Origin of the sequence: Kribbella sp. NBC_00889, assembly GCF_045207705.1 — a bacterium.
Taxonomy (GTDB): domain Bacteria; phylum Actinomycetota; class Actinomycetes; order Propionibacteriales; family Kribbellaceae; genus Kribbella.
Map to the genome: position 1 here is coordinate 4,169,414 of NZ_CP108783.1, position 15,795 is coordinate 4,185,208.

The 15,795-nt window shown below is 68.9% G+C and carries 15 protein-coding genes; 5 read left to right on the forward strand and 10 right to left on the reverse strand.

Annotated elements, in window-relative coordinates; all coding sequences use genetic code 11:
• Positions 1-11 precede the first annotated feature (11 nt).
• Positions 12-1,016: a LacI family DNA-binding transcriptional regulator gene (locus OG817_RS20250; RefSeq protein WP_406056809.1), complete on the forward strand. Its 1,005-nt coding sequence runs from the start codon at positions 12-14 to the stop codon at positions 1,014-1,016.
• Here the strand turns inward: OG817_RS20250 and OG817_RS20255 are convergent.
• Positions 965-2,191, reverse strand: coding sequence for an MFS transporter (locus OG817_RS20255; protein ID WP_406056811.1), 1,227 nt, complete (start codon positions 2,189-2,191; stop codon positions 965-967). The genes OG817_RS20250 and OG817_RS20255 overlap by 52 nt on opposite strands.
• 67 nt (positions 2,192-2,258) lie before the next feature.
• Here OG817_RS20255 and OG817_RS20260 point away from each other — a divergent pair, with 67 nt between their 5' ends.
• The 3 genes from OG817_RS20260 (at position 2,259) to OG817_RS20270 (ending at position 4,972) form a co-directional block, all read left to right on the forward strand.
• Positions 2,259-3,236 (forward strand): DUF5937 family protein, encoded by a 978-nt coding sequence (locus tag OG817_RS20260; protein ID WP_360454795.1) that lies wholly within the window; start codon positions 2,259-2,261, stop codon positions 3,234-3,236.
• A 26-nt stretch (positions 3,237-3,262) separates the two neighbouring features.
• A complete protein-coding gene (locus OG817_RS20265) occupies positions 3,263-3,934 on the forward strand; it encodes a hypothetical protein (protein ID WP_406056813.1) in 672 nt (223 codons plus the stop codon).
• Positions 3,935-4,006: 72 nt separating this feature from the next.
• The gene (locus OG817_RS20270) at positions 4,007-4,972 is read left to right on the forward strand and encodes an EamA family transporter (RefSeq protein WP_406056815.1); all 966 of its coding nucleotides are present in this window, start codon (positions 4,007-4,009) and stop codon (positions 4,970-4,972) included.
• 108 nt (positions 4,973-5,080) lie between these two features.
• On the opposite strand, the gene OG817_RS20275 is transcribed toward OG817_RS20270, so the two are convergent.
• The 8 genes from OG817_RS20275 to OG817_RS20310 form a co-directional block, all read right to left on the reverse strand.
• On the reverse strand, positions 5,081-6,232 hold the full coding sequence (locus OG817_RS20275; RefSeq protein WP_406056817.1) for an alanine--tRNA ligase-related protein: 1,152 nt from the start codon (positions 6,230-6,232) through the stop codon (positions 5,081-5,083).
• Between the two features lie 233 nt (positions 6,233-6,465).
• Entirely contained in the window at positions 6,466-7,584 is a 1,119-nt protein-coding gene (locus OG817_RS20280) for a glycosyltransferase family 4 protein (RefSeq protein ID WP_406056819.1), read from the reverse strand.
• Positions 7,581-8,825 carry a M48 family metallopeptidase gene (locus OG817_RS20285; protein WP_406056821.1) on the reverse strand — a complete coding sequence of 415 codons (1,245 nt, stop codon included), beginning with the start codon at positions 8,823-8,825 and terminating at the stop codon, positions 7,581-7,583. The genes OG817_RS20280 and OG817_RS20285 overlap by 4 nt, the downstream gene beginning before the upstream one ends.
• The gene (locus tag OG817_RS20290; protein ID WP_406056823.1) at positions 8,818-10,275 is read right to left on the reverse strand and encodes a hypothetical protein; all 1,458 of its coding nucleotides are present in this window, start codon (positions 10,273-10,275) and stop codon (positions 8,818-8,820) included. Before OG817_RS20290 ends, OG817_RS20285 begins: the two co-directional genes overlap by 8 nt.
• 98 nt (positions 10,276-10,373) lie before the next feature.
• Positions 10,374-11,426, reverse strand: coding sequence for an NlpC/P60 family protein (locus OG817_RS20295; protein WP_406056825.1), 1,053 nt, complete (start codon positions 11,424-11,426; stop codon positions 10,374-10,376).
• Positions 11,427-11,642: 216 nt separating this feature from the next.
• Positions 11,643-11,882: a hypothetical protein gene (locus OG817_RS20300; protein ID WP_406056827.1), complete on the reverse strand. Its 240-nt coding sequence runs from the start codon at positions 11,880-11,882 to the stop codon at positions 11,643-11,645.
• Between the two features lie 109 nt (positions 11,883-11,991).
• Entirely contained in the window at positions 11,992-13,299 is a 1,308-nt protein-coding gene (locus OG817_RS20305) for an NYN domain-containing protein (protein WP_360454770.1), read from the reverse strand.
• Entirely contained in the window at positions 13,292-13,414 is a 123-nt protein-coding gene (locus tag OG817_RS20310) for a hypothetical protein (RefSeq protein ID WP_360454767.1), read from the reverse strand. Before OG817_RS20310 ends, OG817_RS20305 begins: the two co-directional genes overlap by 8 nt.
• Positions 13,415-13,485: 71 nt before the next feature.
• Here OG817_RS20310 and OG817_RS20315 point away from each other — a divergent pair, with 71 nt between their 5' ends.
• A complete protein-coding gene (locus tag OG817_RS20315) occupies positions 13,486-15,282 on the forward strand; it encodes a DEDD exonuclease domain-containing protein (RefSeq protein WP_396389438.1) in 1,797 nt (598 codons plus the stop codon).
• Here the strand turns inward: OG817_RS20315 and OG817_RS20320 are convergent.
• Positions 15,269-15,694, reverse strand: coding sequence for a hypothetical protein (locus OG817_RS20320; RefSeq protein ID WP_396389437.1), 426 nt, complete (start codon positions 15,692-15,694; stop codon positions 15,269-15,271). The two genes, OG817_RS20315 and OG817_RS20320, sit on opposite strands and share 14 nt — an antisense overlap.
• Positions 15,695-15,795 lie beyond the last annotated feature (101 nt).

Here is a 15,795-nt window from a genome sequence, read left to right on the forward strand (position 1 = left end):
AGGGGGCTGGATTGGCGGAGCAGGGGAAACCACGCCGGACGACGGTCGCGGACGTGGCCCGGTTGGCCGGGGTGTCGGCGATGACGGTGTCGAACGTGCTGAACGCACCGCACCGGGTGAGCGAGCCGACGGTCCAGACCGTCCGCGCCGCGATCGAGGAGCTCGGGTACATGCCGAACCACGCGGCCCGGGCACTGTCGTCCGGCCGCAGTCAGGTGATCGGGCTGCCGCTGTACCTCGAGGACGACACGTTCAGCGAGCAGAACCCGGGCCTGGGTGGCTTCCTGCACGGTCTGCTCGGCGGTCTGGTGAAGGCGGCAGCGGTCTCCGGGTACGGCGTTCACGTCACCACGCCGACCGAGGGCGCGACCGAGATCGCCCTCTACGAGAGGCTGATCGCGGCCCGGCAGGTCGATGCGATCGTCGTACTCGAGACGATGCCGAAGGACGAACGGATCGAGTTCCTCAGCCAGCGGCGGTTCCCGTTCGTGGCGTTCGGGCGGACCGGGCCGCAGCATCGGCAGTGCTGGGTCGACGTGGACAACGAGACCTCGATGGTGGGGATCGCGCAGCATCTGCGGTCGACCGGCCGTGAGCGGGCCGTGTACCTCGCGACGGACAGTGCGCTGCCGTGGGTGCATCAGCGGCAGGCCGGGTTCCTGCGGGAGTTCCCGTCCGCCGTCGTACGGTCGTTCGGTTCGCTGGAGGCAGTGGCGGCGTACGTCGCCGAGGCCGATCGGCCGGATGTGTTCGTGGCGGACAACGATGCTTATGCCGTGGTCGCGATGCGCGCGTTGCAGCGGGGCGGGATCACGGTCGGCGAGGATGTCGCGGTCACCGGGTTCAACGACTTTCCGTTCGCGAGCATGCTCGACACTCCGCTGACGACGGCACGGATTCCGTTGCGTGACATCGCGCGTTGCCTGTTCGAGCGTGCGCTGCGGGAGATCAGTGGCGACACCGATCAGCCGGGACGGCTCGTCACCGCGCCCTTGGTGGTGCGGTCGAGCGCCTGACGGGCGATCAGCAGGGTGGCCGCCGTACCGAGGACTCCGGCGGCGGCGATGGTGAGGTTCGGTGCGAGGAAGGTGCCGACGACGCCGGCCAGTGCGATGCTGACGCCCTGGATCGCCATCAGGCCGCTGGTCTGGACGGTGAACAGGCGGCCGCGGTACGACGGGTCGACCGCCTGCAGGATCAGCGGGTCGATCCCCTGGTTGAAGGCGTACCCGGCGCCGGCGATCGCGAGCAGGACGGCCGCGATCGGGACGTTCGGCGTGGCCACGAAGGCGACTGCGGGGATCTGACTGGCAAGAAGCAAGGGGACGACGAGCCGTCGCCGCGTGGAAGGGGTAAACCGCGCGACGACGAGCTCGCCGAGTACTGTGCCGGCCGCGTAGCCGGTGAAGAGGGCGCCGGCCTTCGCGGCCACTGAACCCGCCTGGGCGGCGTAGGCGACCGCGAGTCCGTCCGGGACCGAGGAGAAGGCCGGCGCGACCCAGGTCAGCATGATCAGGCGGCGGAGCCGGGCGTTGGCGAACAGGTAACGCAGACCCGTCCAGGAGTCGGCGATCGTGGTGCTCGTACGGCTGCCCGCCGGGGTAAACGGCGTACCGAGGCCGATGAGCAGCGCGGACGCGAGGAAGGTCGCCGAGTCGAGCGCGAGCAGCCAGGTGGAGCCGATCGCGGCGACCGCTATCGCACCCAGCGCGAACCCCGTCAGCACGGTCACCTGGCTGATTGCCCGAAGCAACGAGCGTCCGATCGGGAAGAGGTCCTGCGGCAGCAACTGCGCCAGACTCGCCGCCCGCGCCCCGGCGAAGACCGGCGCGATGATCCCGCTCACCAGCAACAACCCGAGCAACGCCGCGACCGGCATACCCGGGATCACCATCACCCCGATGCACACCGCGCTCAACACGTCGCAAACCACCAACACCCGTCGCGCCGGGAACCGGTCCGCCACCGACGAGAGCAGCATTCCACCCAGCGCATAAGGCAGGAACGAACACACCAGCACCAGCGCCGACAGCAGCGCCGAGCCGGTCCGCTCGAACACCACGATCGACAGGGCGACCTGAGCCGCGACCGTCCCCACCATCGACACTGCGTGCGCGAGGAACACGCTCCGCATGCCAGGAACCTGGAGGACAGATCGATAGCCGTAGGTCGCCGGGGTACTCACACTCACGCCGCGAGCGTGCACGACGGGGAACGGCCGGGCGTAGAGTTTTGGGTGTGGCCGAAAGTTCTGTGCGATGACGGTGTTGCGGTTCACGCAGAAGGACGCTCTGCGGTGCCGGTTCGGGGCCTCGCAACTGTGGGAGACGATGTCCGCGGTGCGGGTGCTGCACGGGTTGAAGCACCGGCAGTTGTACCTGCCGTGGGTCGCGGCGAAACGGGAGGCCGCGGCTCAGTTGGACCTGCGCGGATTGAAGGCACTGCAGCCTCGCGTCGGGTTCACGCCTGACTTCCTGACACCGCCGCCGAAGGCGTCCCGAGCGAAGTTCGCGACCGAGATCGCCCGCGTCCGCAGTACGCCGCTCGATCGGGTCCGGGCCGAGTTGACCCGGTCCCGCGACGAACTGAACAACCCCGCCGCGCCCGAGATCAACCGGATGCTCGAGGACCCGGCCGGAGCGCGGGAACGGCTCGCGGACGAGATCGAGACCGCGTGGACCACGCTGATCCGGCCCGACTGGCCGCTGATCAGCCGCGTCCTCGAGGACGACATCGCCTACCGCGGCCGGCAACTCACCGACGGCGGACTGGCCGGATTGTTCGACGATCTGCACCCCACGCTCACCTGGGAGGACGACCGTCTCATCGCGGCCCGCTACCGCGATCAGGATCGAGAGCTCACCGGCCAGGGACTCCTCCTCGTTCCGGGCGTCTTCCAGTGGCCGTACCTCGTGATGGTCGTCGACCCGACGTACCAACCGACAGTCGTCTACCCAGCGCGCGGAGCCGCCCGGCTCTGGTCCGACGCGCCCGCTCCCCCCGACCCACTCGCCCGTCTGCTCGGTCGCACGCGCGCCACCCTCCTCGTCGCATTGGACCCGCCGTCCACGACCAGTGCGCTCGCCGCGGAGTACGGGCTGGCACTGGCCACGGTCGCCGAACATCTGGCCGCGCTCCACGACGCCGGTCTGGCGTCACGGCGTCGTACAGGTCATCAGGTGCACTACCGACGTACCGAAGTAGGACAGGCGGTCGTCGACGCCTCCGTCGGTTGAGGGCGGTCCCGGGTCAGAATGCTGGAGTGAACAAGGATCCGAAGACTGCGGAACCCAGCATGCGGCACATCCGGCGCTGGCCGGCTTCGCTGGCGGTGATCGCAGCACTGGTCCTGCAACTGCTCGTGCCGACCGAGATCAGCACCCTGCCGCGCTGGCTGATGCCCGCCATCGGCGGGGCCCTCCTGATCCCGCTGGTTTGGGCGAACCCGTTCCACCTGACCCGCGACGAGCCCTGGCTGCGCTGGGTCGAGATCGTGCTGCTCGCGGTGCTCGTGCTGGTGAACGCCTTCTATCTGACCGGACTGATCTTCTTCCTCGGCTCCGGTGAGGGGGACAACGGCAGGGTGCTGGTCAAGGCGGCGCTCCTGATCTGGGTGACGAACGTCGTCGCCTTCGCCGTCTGGTACTGGGAGATCGATCGCGGCGGGCCGTTCGCCCGGGCGCCCGAGCACGAGCGCGAGGCGGAGCGGGCGGACCTGCTGTTCCCGCAGATGACGGTCGACCTGCCGGGCTGGGATCGCTGGCTACCCGGATTCACCGACTACCTGTTCGTCGCGTTCACCGCCGCGACCGCGTTCAGTCCGACCGACACGATGCCGCTGACCGCCCGGGTGAAGACCCTGATGACGATCCAGTCGGCGATCGCACTGCTCACCGTCGGGATCGTCGCGGCGCGCGCGATCAACGTGCTCTGACCACCAGGGCGCGTCTCTCTGGCCGAGAATCGCGCTCGACAGCCATGTAATGGGCATGAGACTGTTATGCCCATGTACAGCACGAAGTCGGTGGGGTTGGGGTTCGCGGTCTTCTCCGCGGTCACTTTCGGTGGGTCAGGGCCGTTCGCCAAGGCCCTGATCGGTGCCGGCTTCTCACCGGAACAGGCGGCCTGGTTACGGATCCTCGGCGCCGCCGCCCTCCTCGTGCCGCTCGCGCTGGCGTTCCGCGGCTCCGCGGGTCTGCGCGCCGCCCGCACGTCCTGGAAGGCCCTCGTCCTCTACGGCCTGACCGGGATCGCCGGCTGCCAGACCCTGTTCTTCATTGCGGCCAGCCGGCTGCCGGTGGGCGTCGCGCTGATGCTGGAGTTCTCCGGGCCGGTGCTCGTGGTCGCGTGGCTCAAGTTCGGACAGAAGGTCGCCGTACCGCGGACCGCCGCTGTCGGAGTCGGGATCGCGCTGATCGGCCTGGCCACGGTGGTGGAGATCTGGTCCGGCGTACAGATCGACGCGGTCGGCCTGATCGCGGGTCTCGCCGCGGCCGCGTGCCAGGCGACGTACTTCATTCTGATCGAGAAGCTGACCGGCGCCGCGGATCCGCTGGTGATGACCGCGGCCGGCAGTGTGGTCGGAGCGGTGGTGCTGACCGCGATCGCGTCACCGTGGGGCATCCCGTGGCACACGCTGGCCGACACGATCGCGATCGGCCACCGGCACGCGCCGGGCTGGGTCCTGGCCGGCTGGCTGATCGTCGTCAGCACCGTCGTCGCCTACCTGGCCGGCGCGGCCGCGGTGCAGCGGCTGTCGGCGGCCATCGGCGGCGCGGTCGCGTACGTCGAGGTGGTTGCCGCCAGCATCTTCGCCTGGATCCTGCTCAACGAGACACTGCGCACCAACCAGATCATCGGCGGCGTGATCGTGCTGGCCGGCGCGTTCGTGGCCCAGTCGTCGGTCGGGAAGGTCGTACCTCCGGAGATCCCGGATTCGGACATCATCCCGGAGGTCCTGGATCCCGTGTGACCGTTCCGAAGAACGGGTAGTAGTTCGCCAGGCCGCCGCGGGGCCCGCTCGGCGAGGTCCGGCAGGAGCCGAATCCGGCGAGTACTACCCGTTCGTCGGTACACCTCGTCACCGCAACGAGTCGACCAGTTCCCGCGGCAGACCGTGGGTTTCGTGCAGGTACTCGTAGTCGGTGTCGTCGAGCGACTTGTGAAAACGCTCGTGGCTGAGCACCTTCCGGCCGCGGTCCAGCAGGTTGCTGAACCGGATCTCCTCGTCGATCAGGATCCGCCGCACCAGCGTGACGGTCTCGCCCTGGTGGAAGTGGTTCAGCGTGTGCTCGAACAACTCCAGCGGCAGGTCGGACAGCGTCCGCGACTCGTCGTCGCGCCACAGGATCGTGAGCACCCGGCGGATCAGCCGGCGCAGCACGTAGCCGCGGCCGGTGTTCGACGGGTGCACGCCGTCGCCGACGATCACCATGCTGGAGCGCAGGTGGTCGATGACGATCCGCTGGGACTGCTCGTCGAGCCGCCACAGCTTCGGCACGATCCGCATCCACGGCTCGAACAGCGAGGTCTCGTAGACCGAGTCCTTGCCCTCGAGCAGCATCGTGAGCCGCTCGAGGCCGAGCCCGGTGTCGATGTTCTGCTGCTTCAGTCCTTCGAGCGATCCGTCGTCCAGGCGGCGATAGCGCATCATCACGTGGTTCCACACCTCGACCCAGCGCTTGTCGGTGCTCGGCGTACCCTCCGGGCTGCCCTCGCCGGTCCAGACGAACATCTCCGAGTCGGGCCCGCACGGACCGGTCGGGCCGTTCGACCACCAGTTGTCCTCGGTGGTCAGCTCGATCGGCACGCCGAGCTCCTGCCAGGTCTGCAGTGACTCCTGGTCGAGCGGGACCTGGTCGTCACCGCCGAACACGGTCACGTACAGCCGGCCCGGGTCGATCTTGAAGCCCTCGGTCAGCAGCTCGTAGCCCCAGCGCAGGGTCTGGCTGCTGCCGTAGTCCCCGAGCGACCACGAGCCGAGCATCTCGAACACGGTGAGGTGGGTCGGGTCCCCCACCTCGTCGAGGTCGGTGGTGCGCAGGCATCGCTGCACACCGGTGAGTCTGCGCCCCAGTGGATGGGGTTCCCCTTCCAGATAAGGCGTCAACGGATGCATCCCGGAGGTCGTGAACAGCACGGGATCACCCAGCCGCGGGATGAGCGTGGACCCCGTGGTCGGAACGTGGTCCCGGTCGAGGAAGAAGTCGATGAAGGTCCTGGTGATGGTCATGATTGTGGTTCCTTGTCTGTACTGACCGGAACCAGACCACCGGGCTACGGAAACAACAACACCGGCGAACCGTTTCCGGTCGCCGGTGGAAGTTTCAGGATGTCAGGCCGCGGCAGCCGGAGAGCATTGAGCTCGTACGGCTGCGGCAAGTCGGGACATCTGATGCATATCCGCAGAGTACACGAACCGACCACAGGTTCGTCCACCACGTTCTGGTCACACGTCGTTTCTGATCACACGTCCAGGAGCTCCCGCAGTACGGCGCCACTGCGGTCCCACGACCACTCGCGTCGTACCCAGTCCCGGCCTGCCGCGCCCATGGCCCGGGCGTGTGCGGGATCGGAGAGGAGCTCGGCGATGCGTACGCCGACCGGGACCGGGTTGTAGGGGTCGACGAGGTAGCCGGTCTCGCCGTGGCGGACCGTGTCGCCGGCGCCACCGGAGTCCCCGACCACGACCGGCTTCCCGGTGGCGGACGCCTCGAGCGTGACGATCCCGAGCGCCTCCGGCTCGAACCCGAGCCGGCGGGTCCGGCATGGCATCGCGAACACGTCCGCGGCATCGACGTACGGCGGGATGTCTGCCCACGGGACCGGGCCGGTGAACACCACCGACGACCGGACACCGACCGCCGATGCAAGCCCTTCGAGCCGCTCGCGGTCGGGACCGCCGCCGACGAGGAGGAGCACCGCCGACGGTACGGCGGCCAGGACGCGCGGCCAGGCCCGGATCAGAGTGTCCTGACCCTTGCGTGGAATCAGCCGCGACACGCACGCAACGAGCGGGACGCCTTCGAGCCCGAGTCCTTTGCGGACCTGCTCTCCCCCGCAGTCCGGGAAGAATCGCTCGGTGTCGACCGCGGGCGTCAACCGCCGCATCCGTCGTACCGCGGCCGGCGACAGCGCCGGGGCGATCTGATCCGCGCACCACGACGAGACAGTCGTCACCGTGTCCGCGGCGTCGCCGATCCGCCGCAACGCCTGCCGCGTTCCGGGTACGCCGGCCCACCACGTCTCGTGCCCATGGGTCATCGCCACGATCCGCCGTGCGCCGGCCCGTCGGAGCGCCGGGCCCATCAAGCCGAGTGGAGCGGCCGCACCGAACAGCACCCGGTCGGCGTCGTACTCGCGCATCAGGCGTACGGCGTACTTCGTGACCCGGGCCGTCGGCAACAACATCGTGGTCCGGTCTCGCACGACCGGGAACGGGAGGCCGGCGTCGTACGCCGCGTCGCCGGGTGAGCGGGAGGTGTAGACGACGACCTCGTCGAGCTGATCGCACAACGACCGGACGAACGTCTCGATCCCGCCTTGCCGTGGCGGGAAGTCGTTGGTGACGACGAGCACGGTCATCGGTCGACCAGCGGCGGTACGGTCTCGCCATGTGCGGTCGCCCAGGCCCGGCCCATCGCGATCCGCTCCGGCGCGGTCGGGTGGGTGGCGAACATCCAGTACCGCCAGCGGCTCGGGTCCAGACCGGAGATGTTCGTGACCGCCAGGTCGTGCTGCATCGCGACGAAGTCCTGCGGGTCGTGCGTCAACTCGAGCGAGTGATAGTCCGCGCGGGCCTCGATCTTGCGGCTGACCAGGTTCTGCACCGGGGAGGCGAGCGTCGTACCGGCGACGATCAGGGCCAGCAGCATCGCAGTACGGCGCGGGTCTGCCATCCGGGCCCCGAGCAACAACTTGAGCAGCGTCACGGCGAAGGCGGCGCCGAGGACACCGATCAACGTGCCGTGCAGTACGTCGTCCTCCGCGGCGTGCCCGAGTTCGTGCGCGACCACCAGCCGGATCTGCGCCGTCGGAGTGTCCTTCAGGAGCGTGTCGTAGACGACCAGCCGGCGGGTCGATCCGAAACCGGAAACGTAGGCATTCAGGGCGGTTGTGCGCTTCGACGCGTCCGCGACCAGCACGTCCTTGACCGGTACGCCGTCGTCCGCGGCCAGCTTCATGAGGTCGTCGCGCAGCGCGCCGGCCGGCATCGAGGTGAATGAGTTGAACCGCGGCTCCACCAGCACCGGGTAGGCGAACGAGACCCCGAGCACCAGCACCGCCGCCGCGATTGCCGCAGGCAACCACCAACCCTGTCGCCAGCGCTTTGCCAGTCCGATCAGGCCGAGGGCGACGACCGCCAGCGCGAACGACATCAGCAGCCAGTTGACTGCGCGGTCGCGGGTCCACAGGCCCCAGTCCTGCACCGAGAGACCGTACTTCCGGGAGACCCGCTCGGCCATCACGTCGGTCGGGACGGTGATCAGGCTGGTGAGCAGCCCGAGCCCCGCGACCAGCAGCGGTACGACGATCCACCAGCGGCGAAGGCGGATCGCGTCGTACAGGCGGCGGCCGAGCGGGCTGAAGCCGATCACCAGCGGGACCAGGATCGAGAGCACCCAGGAGGTCGTTGACCACGGCAACAGTTCGTGCCGGAACGCGTTCTGGCGGGCGATCTCGGCCGGGGTGAAGTCCAGTGCCGTCTCGGGCTTGGGCAGGTCGATCAGATGCCAGGGCGTCGTGATGACGATCGCCAGGACCAGGGCGACGGCGAGGATCAGGGCGGACGCACGGGGTACCCACCGTGCGGCCGACTCAGGCACCGGCGAGCCTCTTGAGGTACTTCTGCCACTCGACGACGAACTCGGTCTCGGTCATGTCCAGGACGGACTTGAACGCGTCCGCCAGACCCGTCGAACTCTTCGACGCGTGCACCGCGCGGTAGAACTTCACCAGCTTGCTCTGCCCCTCGCGCTCGGCGATCAGCCGGCACGCGAGCCAGGCCGACTCATACGCCTGCGGAAGGTCCTTCGACGACGCCGCGAACGACTGCGTGGTGGGCAGCGTGGCCGGTACATCGCCCGCCCGGATCGCCTTGAACAACTCCTTGGCAGCCGACTCGTCCTGGACAGGGACGGCGGTGAAGGCGACGTAGTCCGCGAACCCTTCGGCCAGCCAGAGTGGCACCGGTGAGGCGGTCGCGGTCGACGCGACGTGCGTGGTCTCGTGGGTCAGCACAATGCGCCGGCCCTGCTTGCCGAGCTCCTCGAACAGCTTCGGGTTCGCCACGATCCGCACCGGCGCACCGACCTGTGGCGTGTCCACCTCTGCCATCGTGACTGCCGCGATCTGGGTATAGGTGTTCGGCGCGGCGCCGAGGACGGCCTCCATCTGGGCCTGCTTGGCGGGCAGGTAGACGATCACCTTCTGCCGCCAGTTGCTCTTGCCCCAGACCTTGCTGACCGACTCGACCGCACGATCCGCGACCGCGACGTAGGCCCTCGCATCCGACTCCGAACCCAGACTGATGACCAGGCTGTGGTCGCTCTTGGCCACGTCGATCGGACCGAGCGTCCAGATCGGCCGCCGCTGCCCGGCCACGAACCGCTCCGAGAACGAGGCCGCGTACGTCGTCCCGTCGCGGGAGACGAAGGTGACCGGGAGCATCTCGCGGGCCGGCTTGGTGTCGTAGCCGGCGAGCTGCCAGGAAACCTCGACCTGGGCCAGCCAGGACTCGGAACCGCCGAGCTCCGACTGCCGGTCCGGGGTCAGCGCGCCGGTGTCGTCGCTCACGTAGCGCAGCGTGAACGCGCCGATCGGGAGGTTGGTCAGGTTGGCGAAGATCGTCCGGGCGGTGGCCCGGAACTCGGCCGCCCGCGGGTCGATGGTGGCCAGGAACTCGGTGCGGTTGTCGTTCTCGACCGCGTCGGCCATCTTCTGCAGCACGGCTTCGCCGGCGACGGCTCGTCGTACCCCTTCGGCCGCCTCGTTGGGCGTGGTGGAGGTCTGTGGCGGCTGAGCGACGGGCGAGTTCGGATCGGCCGGAGCGTCGGCGATCTGCCGGAGTCCGGCGTACCCAGCGCCTGCGACCAGGCAGACGGCGAGGCCGAGCGCCACCTTCTTCACGATCGGCCCGACGGCCGGTGGCAGCTTGCGCATGAACGGCTGCGGTCCGTCATCGTCCGGGGGAACCAGCGGGAGAGGCACCGTGTCGCCCTGCTCGTCGATCACCTCGGCCCCTCGCTGCTCACCTGCCCCAGTCAGGCGGGACACTACGTGCCTCCTCCGACAGTAGAGCACTTGGACGATCGTGAAACGACTCGGCTCCGGGGGAAGTGCCCCGGAGCCGAAGAGTATGTCAAGGGTGCAGGTCAGCCCGGACGGACCGCGGTGTTGTACGGCATCAGGTCGATCGGGTCGGTCTTCACCGGCTTGCCCGGGCGGCTCGCGTGCACGATCCGGCCGTTGCCGATGTACATCGCGACGTGGCTGATCGGCGAGTAGTAGAAGACCAGGTCGCCCGGCATCAGCTGGCTCTTGCTGACCCGGCGGCCCTCGCTCGCCTGCGCCTTCGAGGAGTGCGACAGCGAGACGCCGGCCTTGCCCCAGGCGTACATCATCAGGCCGGAACAGTCGAAGGAGTCAGGCCCGTCGGCGCCCCAGACGTAGGAGTCGCCGAGCTGGGCCATCGCCGCCTTGACCGCCGTCCCGGCGCGGCCGCTGACCGGCACCGGAAGACTGTTGTCCATCCGGTCCTCGTCACGGCTCGGGCGCTCGTCCCGGGCGTCCTCGGCTTCCTTCTCGTTCTCCGCCTGGATCTTCGCCCGCTCCGCGTCGCTGAGCTTGTCGAGGACCTTCTCGGCGGCGTCCAGGTTGGTCTGGATCTGCTTCTTCAGCGTGTCCTGCTGGGTCTGCACGGCCTTCAGCGAGGCCAGCTCGGACTGCTCGCTGGCCTGCAGGTCGCCGAGCTTGCCCTGGGCCAGCTGGAACCGGCGGAGGGCCGAGTTCTGCTGGCCGGCGAAAGCCTGCGCGGTGGAGGCCTGACTGAGGAACTGGTCGGGGTTCGTCGACAGCAGCAACTGGGCCGTCGTCGTCATCCCGGACGTCTGGTACCCGGCGACCGCCAGGGAGCCGATCTGCCGCTTCACCGCGTCCACCTGGGCCTGCTGCTTCGCGATCCCGGCCTGCAGCGCCTTCACCCGGACGGCCGAGGCGCTGATCTGCCCGCGCAGATCGTTGGCCGACTCACCGGCCTCCTCCGCCTTGTGCTGCAGCGTGGCGACCTGCTTCTTGGCCTGGTCCAGGGTGGGCTTCGGATCCGCGTCCGCTCCCGTCTGGATGAAGATCACGCCCGCAGCGACAGCCGTGCTGGTGATGGCGGCGAGGGCGATTCCCTTGGTGCGGTTGATGCGTCCGATGGACACAGCCCGGTCGGTCCCTTCCTCTGCTCGACGCCGTCCCCGTCGACCACGCCGGCTGCGGGTGTTCACCCACGTCCGCCGACGGGTCACTCCCTCGGCATTGCCGCTGCCCGGCCGGCCTGATCAGCCGGCACCCTGAGGCAACGAGACGTAACAGTAGTGACCGTTTCGTGACCAGTGCAATTCGCCCCTCGGGTTTGATCCAAAATTAACGAAGGATCATCCCGACCCAACGGCCGTTTCACCTTCTCCGTCAGGGGTTCTGGCAGCAGCGTCCGGCTCGATGCTGCTGACGGCGTGCACGAGGCGTAACGGCGGCACGAGCCCGGACTCGGCCAGCGCGTCCAGGGCGGCCCGCTCGTCGTCGTCGATCCGCAGGGTGCCGGACCGTTCGGACCGTTCGGGCGAGAAGCCCAGGACCACGGTGACCACACAGTCCTGGCAGCCCGGGCCCTTCATCACACAAGCGTCGCAGTCGATCAGCACAACGTCCTCCAAAGTGGGGAAGCACCCGGACTTGCATCCGGCTGAGAAGGACGCTAGAGAGCCCCGCCGACAGTTTTGTGCGTCAGGCGCGGGCGATGCGCGAAATGAGACTGGTGGCGGAGAGTGAGCGGGCACCGAGCTTGATGATGCTTTCGGCAACTTCGCGATCGGTCGAGACGACAACGATCGGGCGTCCCGGCGGTTCGGCCCGGACCAGTTGCCGGATCACCTCATCCGCGATCACTCCGGCCGGGCTGAACCGCACGCGCACACCTCGCGGTGGGTTCAACTGGACCGGTCCGGACAGCTCGGCCCCGTCGAACACCACCGTCACTTCGATCCGGCGCTGCGCCACCAGCGCACCCAACGCCGTCACCAGCCGCTGACGCTGCGAATGCAGCGGTGAGTTCGGCCATGCGGTCTTCGTCACGTTGTAGCCGTCGATGATCAGATGCACCTGCGGCAACGCCAGCAGTTCGTCGAACAAGGCCGGATCGTCGTCCGGAGCCGTCCGCCCCATCGGAGCGGCCTCAGGCTCCGTCCCCGCGACCGTGTCGGCCGGTCTGAGGTCTCCCCCGGGCGGTAGCGCCAGTTCACGCCGCAGTCCACTCGCTGCCTCCAGCACCGTGTCCAGGAGCAGTCTGGTCCGTGTCGACGCCATTTCTCGCTCCTGTCCCGCCGTACGACGGGCCGCGTAGTCGACCGCTTCCAGTTCGGTGATGCGGGCGCGGAGCTTGCGCAGCTCACGCTCCACTTCGGCGCGTGCGGCGTCGACGCGTTCGTCGGCCGTCTCGGCTTCCGTGGTTCGCAGTTCGAGATCGCTCTGCAGGCCGCTGATCCGCTGCCGCGCCTCGTTCAGCTTGCGCCGGAGCGTGACGTTCTCGGCCTTGAGCTCGTTGACCTGTTCGCGGAGCCGTTCGCGGACCTGCCGCGTCTCGGTCCGGGCGTGGTCGAGCTGGTCGGAGAGTCTGGTGACGGCTTCCTCGTCGGCGCGCGGCGACTCGACCGGGACCTGCGCGGCCGCGGCGATGTGCTGCTCCCAGTCGTCAGGACGCAGCAGGTACGCCAGCGCCGCGACCTCGACCGGGTCCGCGGCCGGCACCGGCACACCGTCTGCCACCGCGTCGCCCAGCTCCGGGTGCTCCCGGCGTACCTGGAAGGCCGCGAGCCGGCGGAAGTGGTCGTCGGTCTCCAGGATCGGGCCGAGTACGGACGCCGACAGCTTCGCGCGTTTGGCCGGCGCGAAACTCGCGAACCGGCGCAGCGGCGCCGGGATGTCGGACGCGGGCAGCTGGCCGAGAGCGTGCGCGGCGAGGGCAAGGACCCGTTGCCGGACCGGTTCGGGCAAGGAGGTAGCGGCGGAGCTCGCGGCGGTCCCTGTCTCAGTCACCGGTCCGCAGTCCGGCCCGGACGATGGCCCGGCGGCACGAAGACCGCGGCCAGTGATGCAGACCACAACGGCCCGGCGCCTCGGCCGGTTTCGCGGTGATCGCCTGTGTACGCATACAGAGAGCGTAGTCGACTCTCTCGCGTGTCACCTGCGGAATTGTCGGTGGGGGCTCTTAGCGTCTTGGACATGACCAGCCCAGTGCGCGCGCCGGAACCGGAACCGCTGATGCCGATCCGTGGCGTCCAGCCGAGTTTCGACGACCTGGGTACGCCGCTGCGCGACATCACGTTCTGCATCGTCGACCTGGAGACCACCGGTGGCGCGCCGGGCGAATCCGGGATCACCGAGATCGGCGCGGTGAAGGTGCGTGGCGGCGAGGTGCTGGGCGAGTTCCAGACGCTGGTGAACCCGGCCGATCCGATCCCGCCGTTCATCGCCGTGCTGACCGGTATCACGAACCTGATGGTTGCCTCGTCACCCCGGATCGATTCGGTGCTGCCGGCGTTCCTCGAGTTCGCCAGGGGCTGCGTGATGGTGGCGCACAACGCGCCGTTCGACATGGGCTTCCTCAAGCACGACAGCCTCGTGCACGGGTACGACTGGCCCGATTTCGCCGTCGTCGACACGGCCCTGCTGGCGCGCCGGGTGATCACCCCCGACGAGGCACCGAACTGCAAGCTCGGCACGTTGGCCAAGCTGTTCCGCGCGACCACGGCACCCAACCACCGCGCGTTGTCGGACGCCCGCGCGACAGTCGACGTACTGCACGGGCTGTTCGAACGCGTCGGCTCGCTGGGCGTGCAGACGCTGGAGGACCTGCAGACTTTCTCGTCCCGCGTCGCGCCGGCCGTGCGAGCCAAGCGGCATCTGTCCGAAACGTTGCCCCACGCACCGGGTGTGTACCTGTTCACCGACGACCGCGGCGAGGTGCTGTACGTCGGCAAGTCGAAGGACCTGCGGAACCGGGTGCGGTCGTACTTCACCGCGTCCGAGACCCGCACCAGGATCGGCGAGATGATCGGCATCGCGACCGGCGTCCGCGGGATCGAGTGCGGGACGTCGCTCGAGGCGGAGATCCGCGAACTGCGGCTGATCGCGGAGCACAAGCCGCGGTACAACCGCAGGTCGAAGTTCCCGGAGCGGCAACACTGGCTGAAGGTCACTGTCGAACCGTTTCCGCGACTGTCGCTGGTGAAACAGGTGCGTGACGACGACGCCGGCTATCTCGGGCCGTTCAGCTCGCGGAAGACGGCCGAGCGGGCGATGGCGGCGCTGCACGAGGCGTTCCCGATCCGGCAGTGCACGGCACGGATGTCGCGTACGCCACAGCTGTCTCCGTGTGTGCTGGCGGAGATGGGCCGCTGCGTGGCGCCGTGCGACGGGCGGATCTCGGCCGATTCGTACGGCGAATTCGTGACGGCGCTGCGGACGGCGCTGACCGCGGACCCGACGCCGGTGGTCGAGGCGCTGGACCGGCGGATCGACCTGCTGTCGGCGGACGAACGGTTCGAGGACGCCGCCGTACAGCGGGATCGGTTGAGTGCGTTCGTGCGAAGTTCGGCGCGGATGCAGCGGATGGCGTCGGTGACCGGCTGCGCGGAGATCTGCGCGGCCCGGCGTACTGACGACGGCGGCTGGGAGCTCCACGTGATCCGCCGCGGCCGGCTCGCGGCCGCCGGGATCAGCCCGCGGGGCACGGATCCCCGCAGGTACCTCGACATGCTCCGGGCGTCTGCCGAGACGGTGCTTCCGGGTATCGGTCCGGTCGCCTCAGCTTCGCCCGAGGAGATCGACCTCGTGCTCCGCTGGCTGGACCAGCCCGGCATTCGCCTGGTCGAGATGGACGGCACCTGGACCTGCCCCATCTCCGGCGCCGCCCGCCACCTGACCCGCCTCGACAACTCTCATTCCGAGCAACACCAACACCCCACTGAGCGCCGCCGCCGAATGCGCCCAGTGGGTCCCGCGCTCACGCCTCGATGAACTGATAGTCCTTCTGGATCCGGCCGTCCGCGCCGAGCACCAGCAGATCGATGCCCACGGCAAGCACGTCTCCCCCGCCGGCCGGCACCATCTCCCAGCGCAGCTTCACCATGTCGCTCAGTGCCGCGGCCTCACCCCGCCGCCGGAACACGAACTCCCCCGGCGCCACGAACTCGTCGTACGCCCGCGTCACCCGTCGGCTCAGCGCATCATGACCGCGAGCCTCCAACACCGCGACCACCCCGATCTCCGCCGCCCGCGTCACCATCTCCTCCGGCGGCTCGAGCAGGTGCACACCGTCCTCGGTCCACAGCTCTTCGACAGCCTTCCGGCGTACGCCGGGATCGGGCTCATTCCACACCGCGACGTACCGATCGGCCAGTTCCTCAGCCGGGTTCTTCACATCGGACAAGACATTCCTCCTCGCAACCACGCGACCGGCGGCCGCCCTTGCTACGACCTTGCCGAGGAGCCCAGCCGCGAACAATTCCCTGCCAGGTATGGCGCCGGAAC

What these genes read in the sequence shown, in the direction of transcription:
- OG817_RS20310 (WP_360454767.1), bottom strand. Translation starts at nt 13,414, where the DNA reads ATGCGTACACAGGCGATCACCGCGAAACCGGCCGAGGCGCCGGGCCGT.
- OG817_RS20275 (WP_406056817.1), bottom strand. Translation starts at nt 6,232, where the DNA reads ATGACCATCACCAGGACCTTCATCGACTTCTTCCTCGACCGGGACCAC.
- OG817_RS20300 (WP_406056827.1), bottom strand. Translation starts at nt 11,882, where the DNA reads ATGAAGGGCCCGGGCTGCCAGGACTGTGTGGTCACCGTGGTCCTGGGC.
- OG817_RS20315 (WP_396389438.1), top strand. Translation starts at nt 13,486, where the DNA reads ATGACCAGCCCAGTGCGCGCGCCGGAACCGGAACCGCTGATGCCGATC.
- OG817_RS20280 (WP_406056819.1), bottom strand. Translation starts at nt 7,584, where the DNA reads ATGACCGTGCTCGTCGTCACCAACGACTTCCCGCCACGGCAAGGCGGG.
- OG817_RS20260 (WP_360454795.1), top strand. Translation starts at nt 2,259, where the DNA reads ATGACGGTGTTGCGGTTCACGCAGAAGGACGCTCTGCGGTGCCGGTTC.
- OG817_RS20270 (WP_406056815.1), top strand. Translation starts at nt 4,007, where the DNA reads ATGTACAGCACGAAGTCGGTGGGGTTGGGGTTCGCGGTCTTCTCCGCG.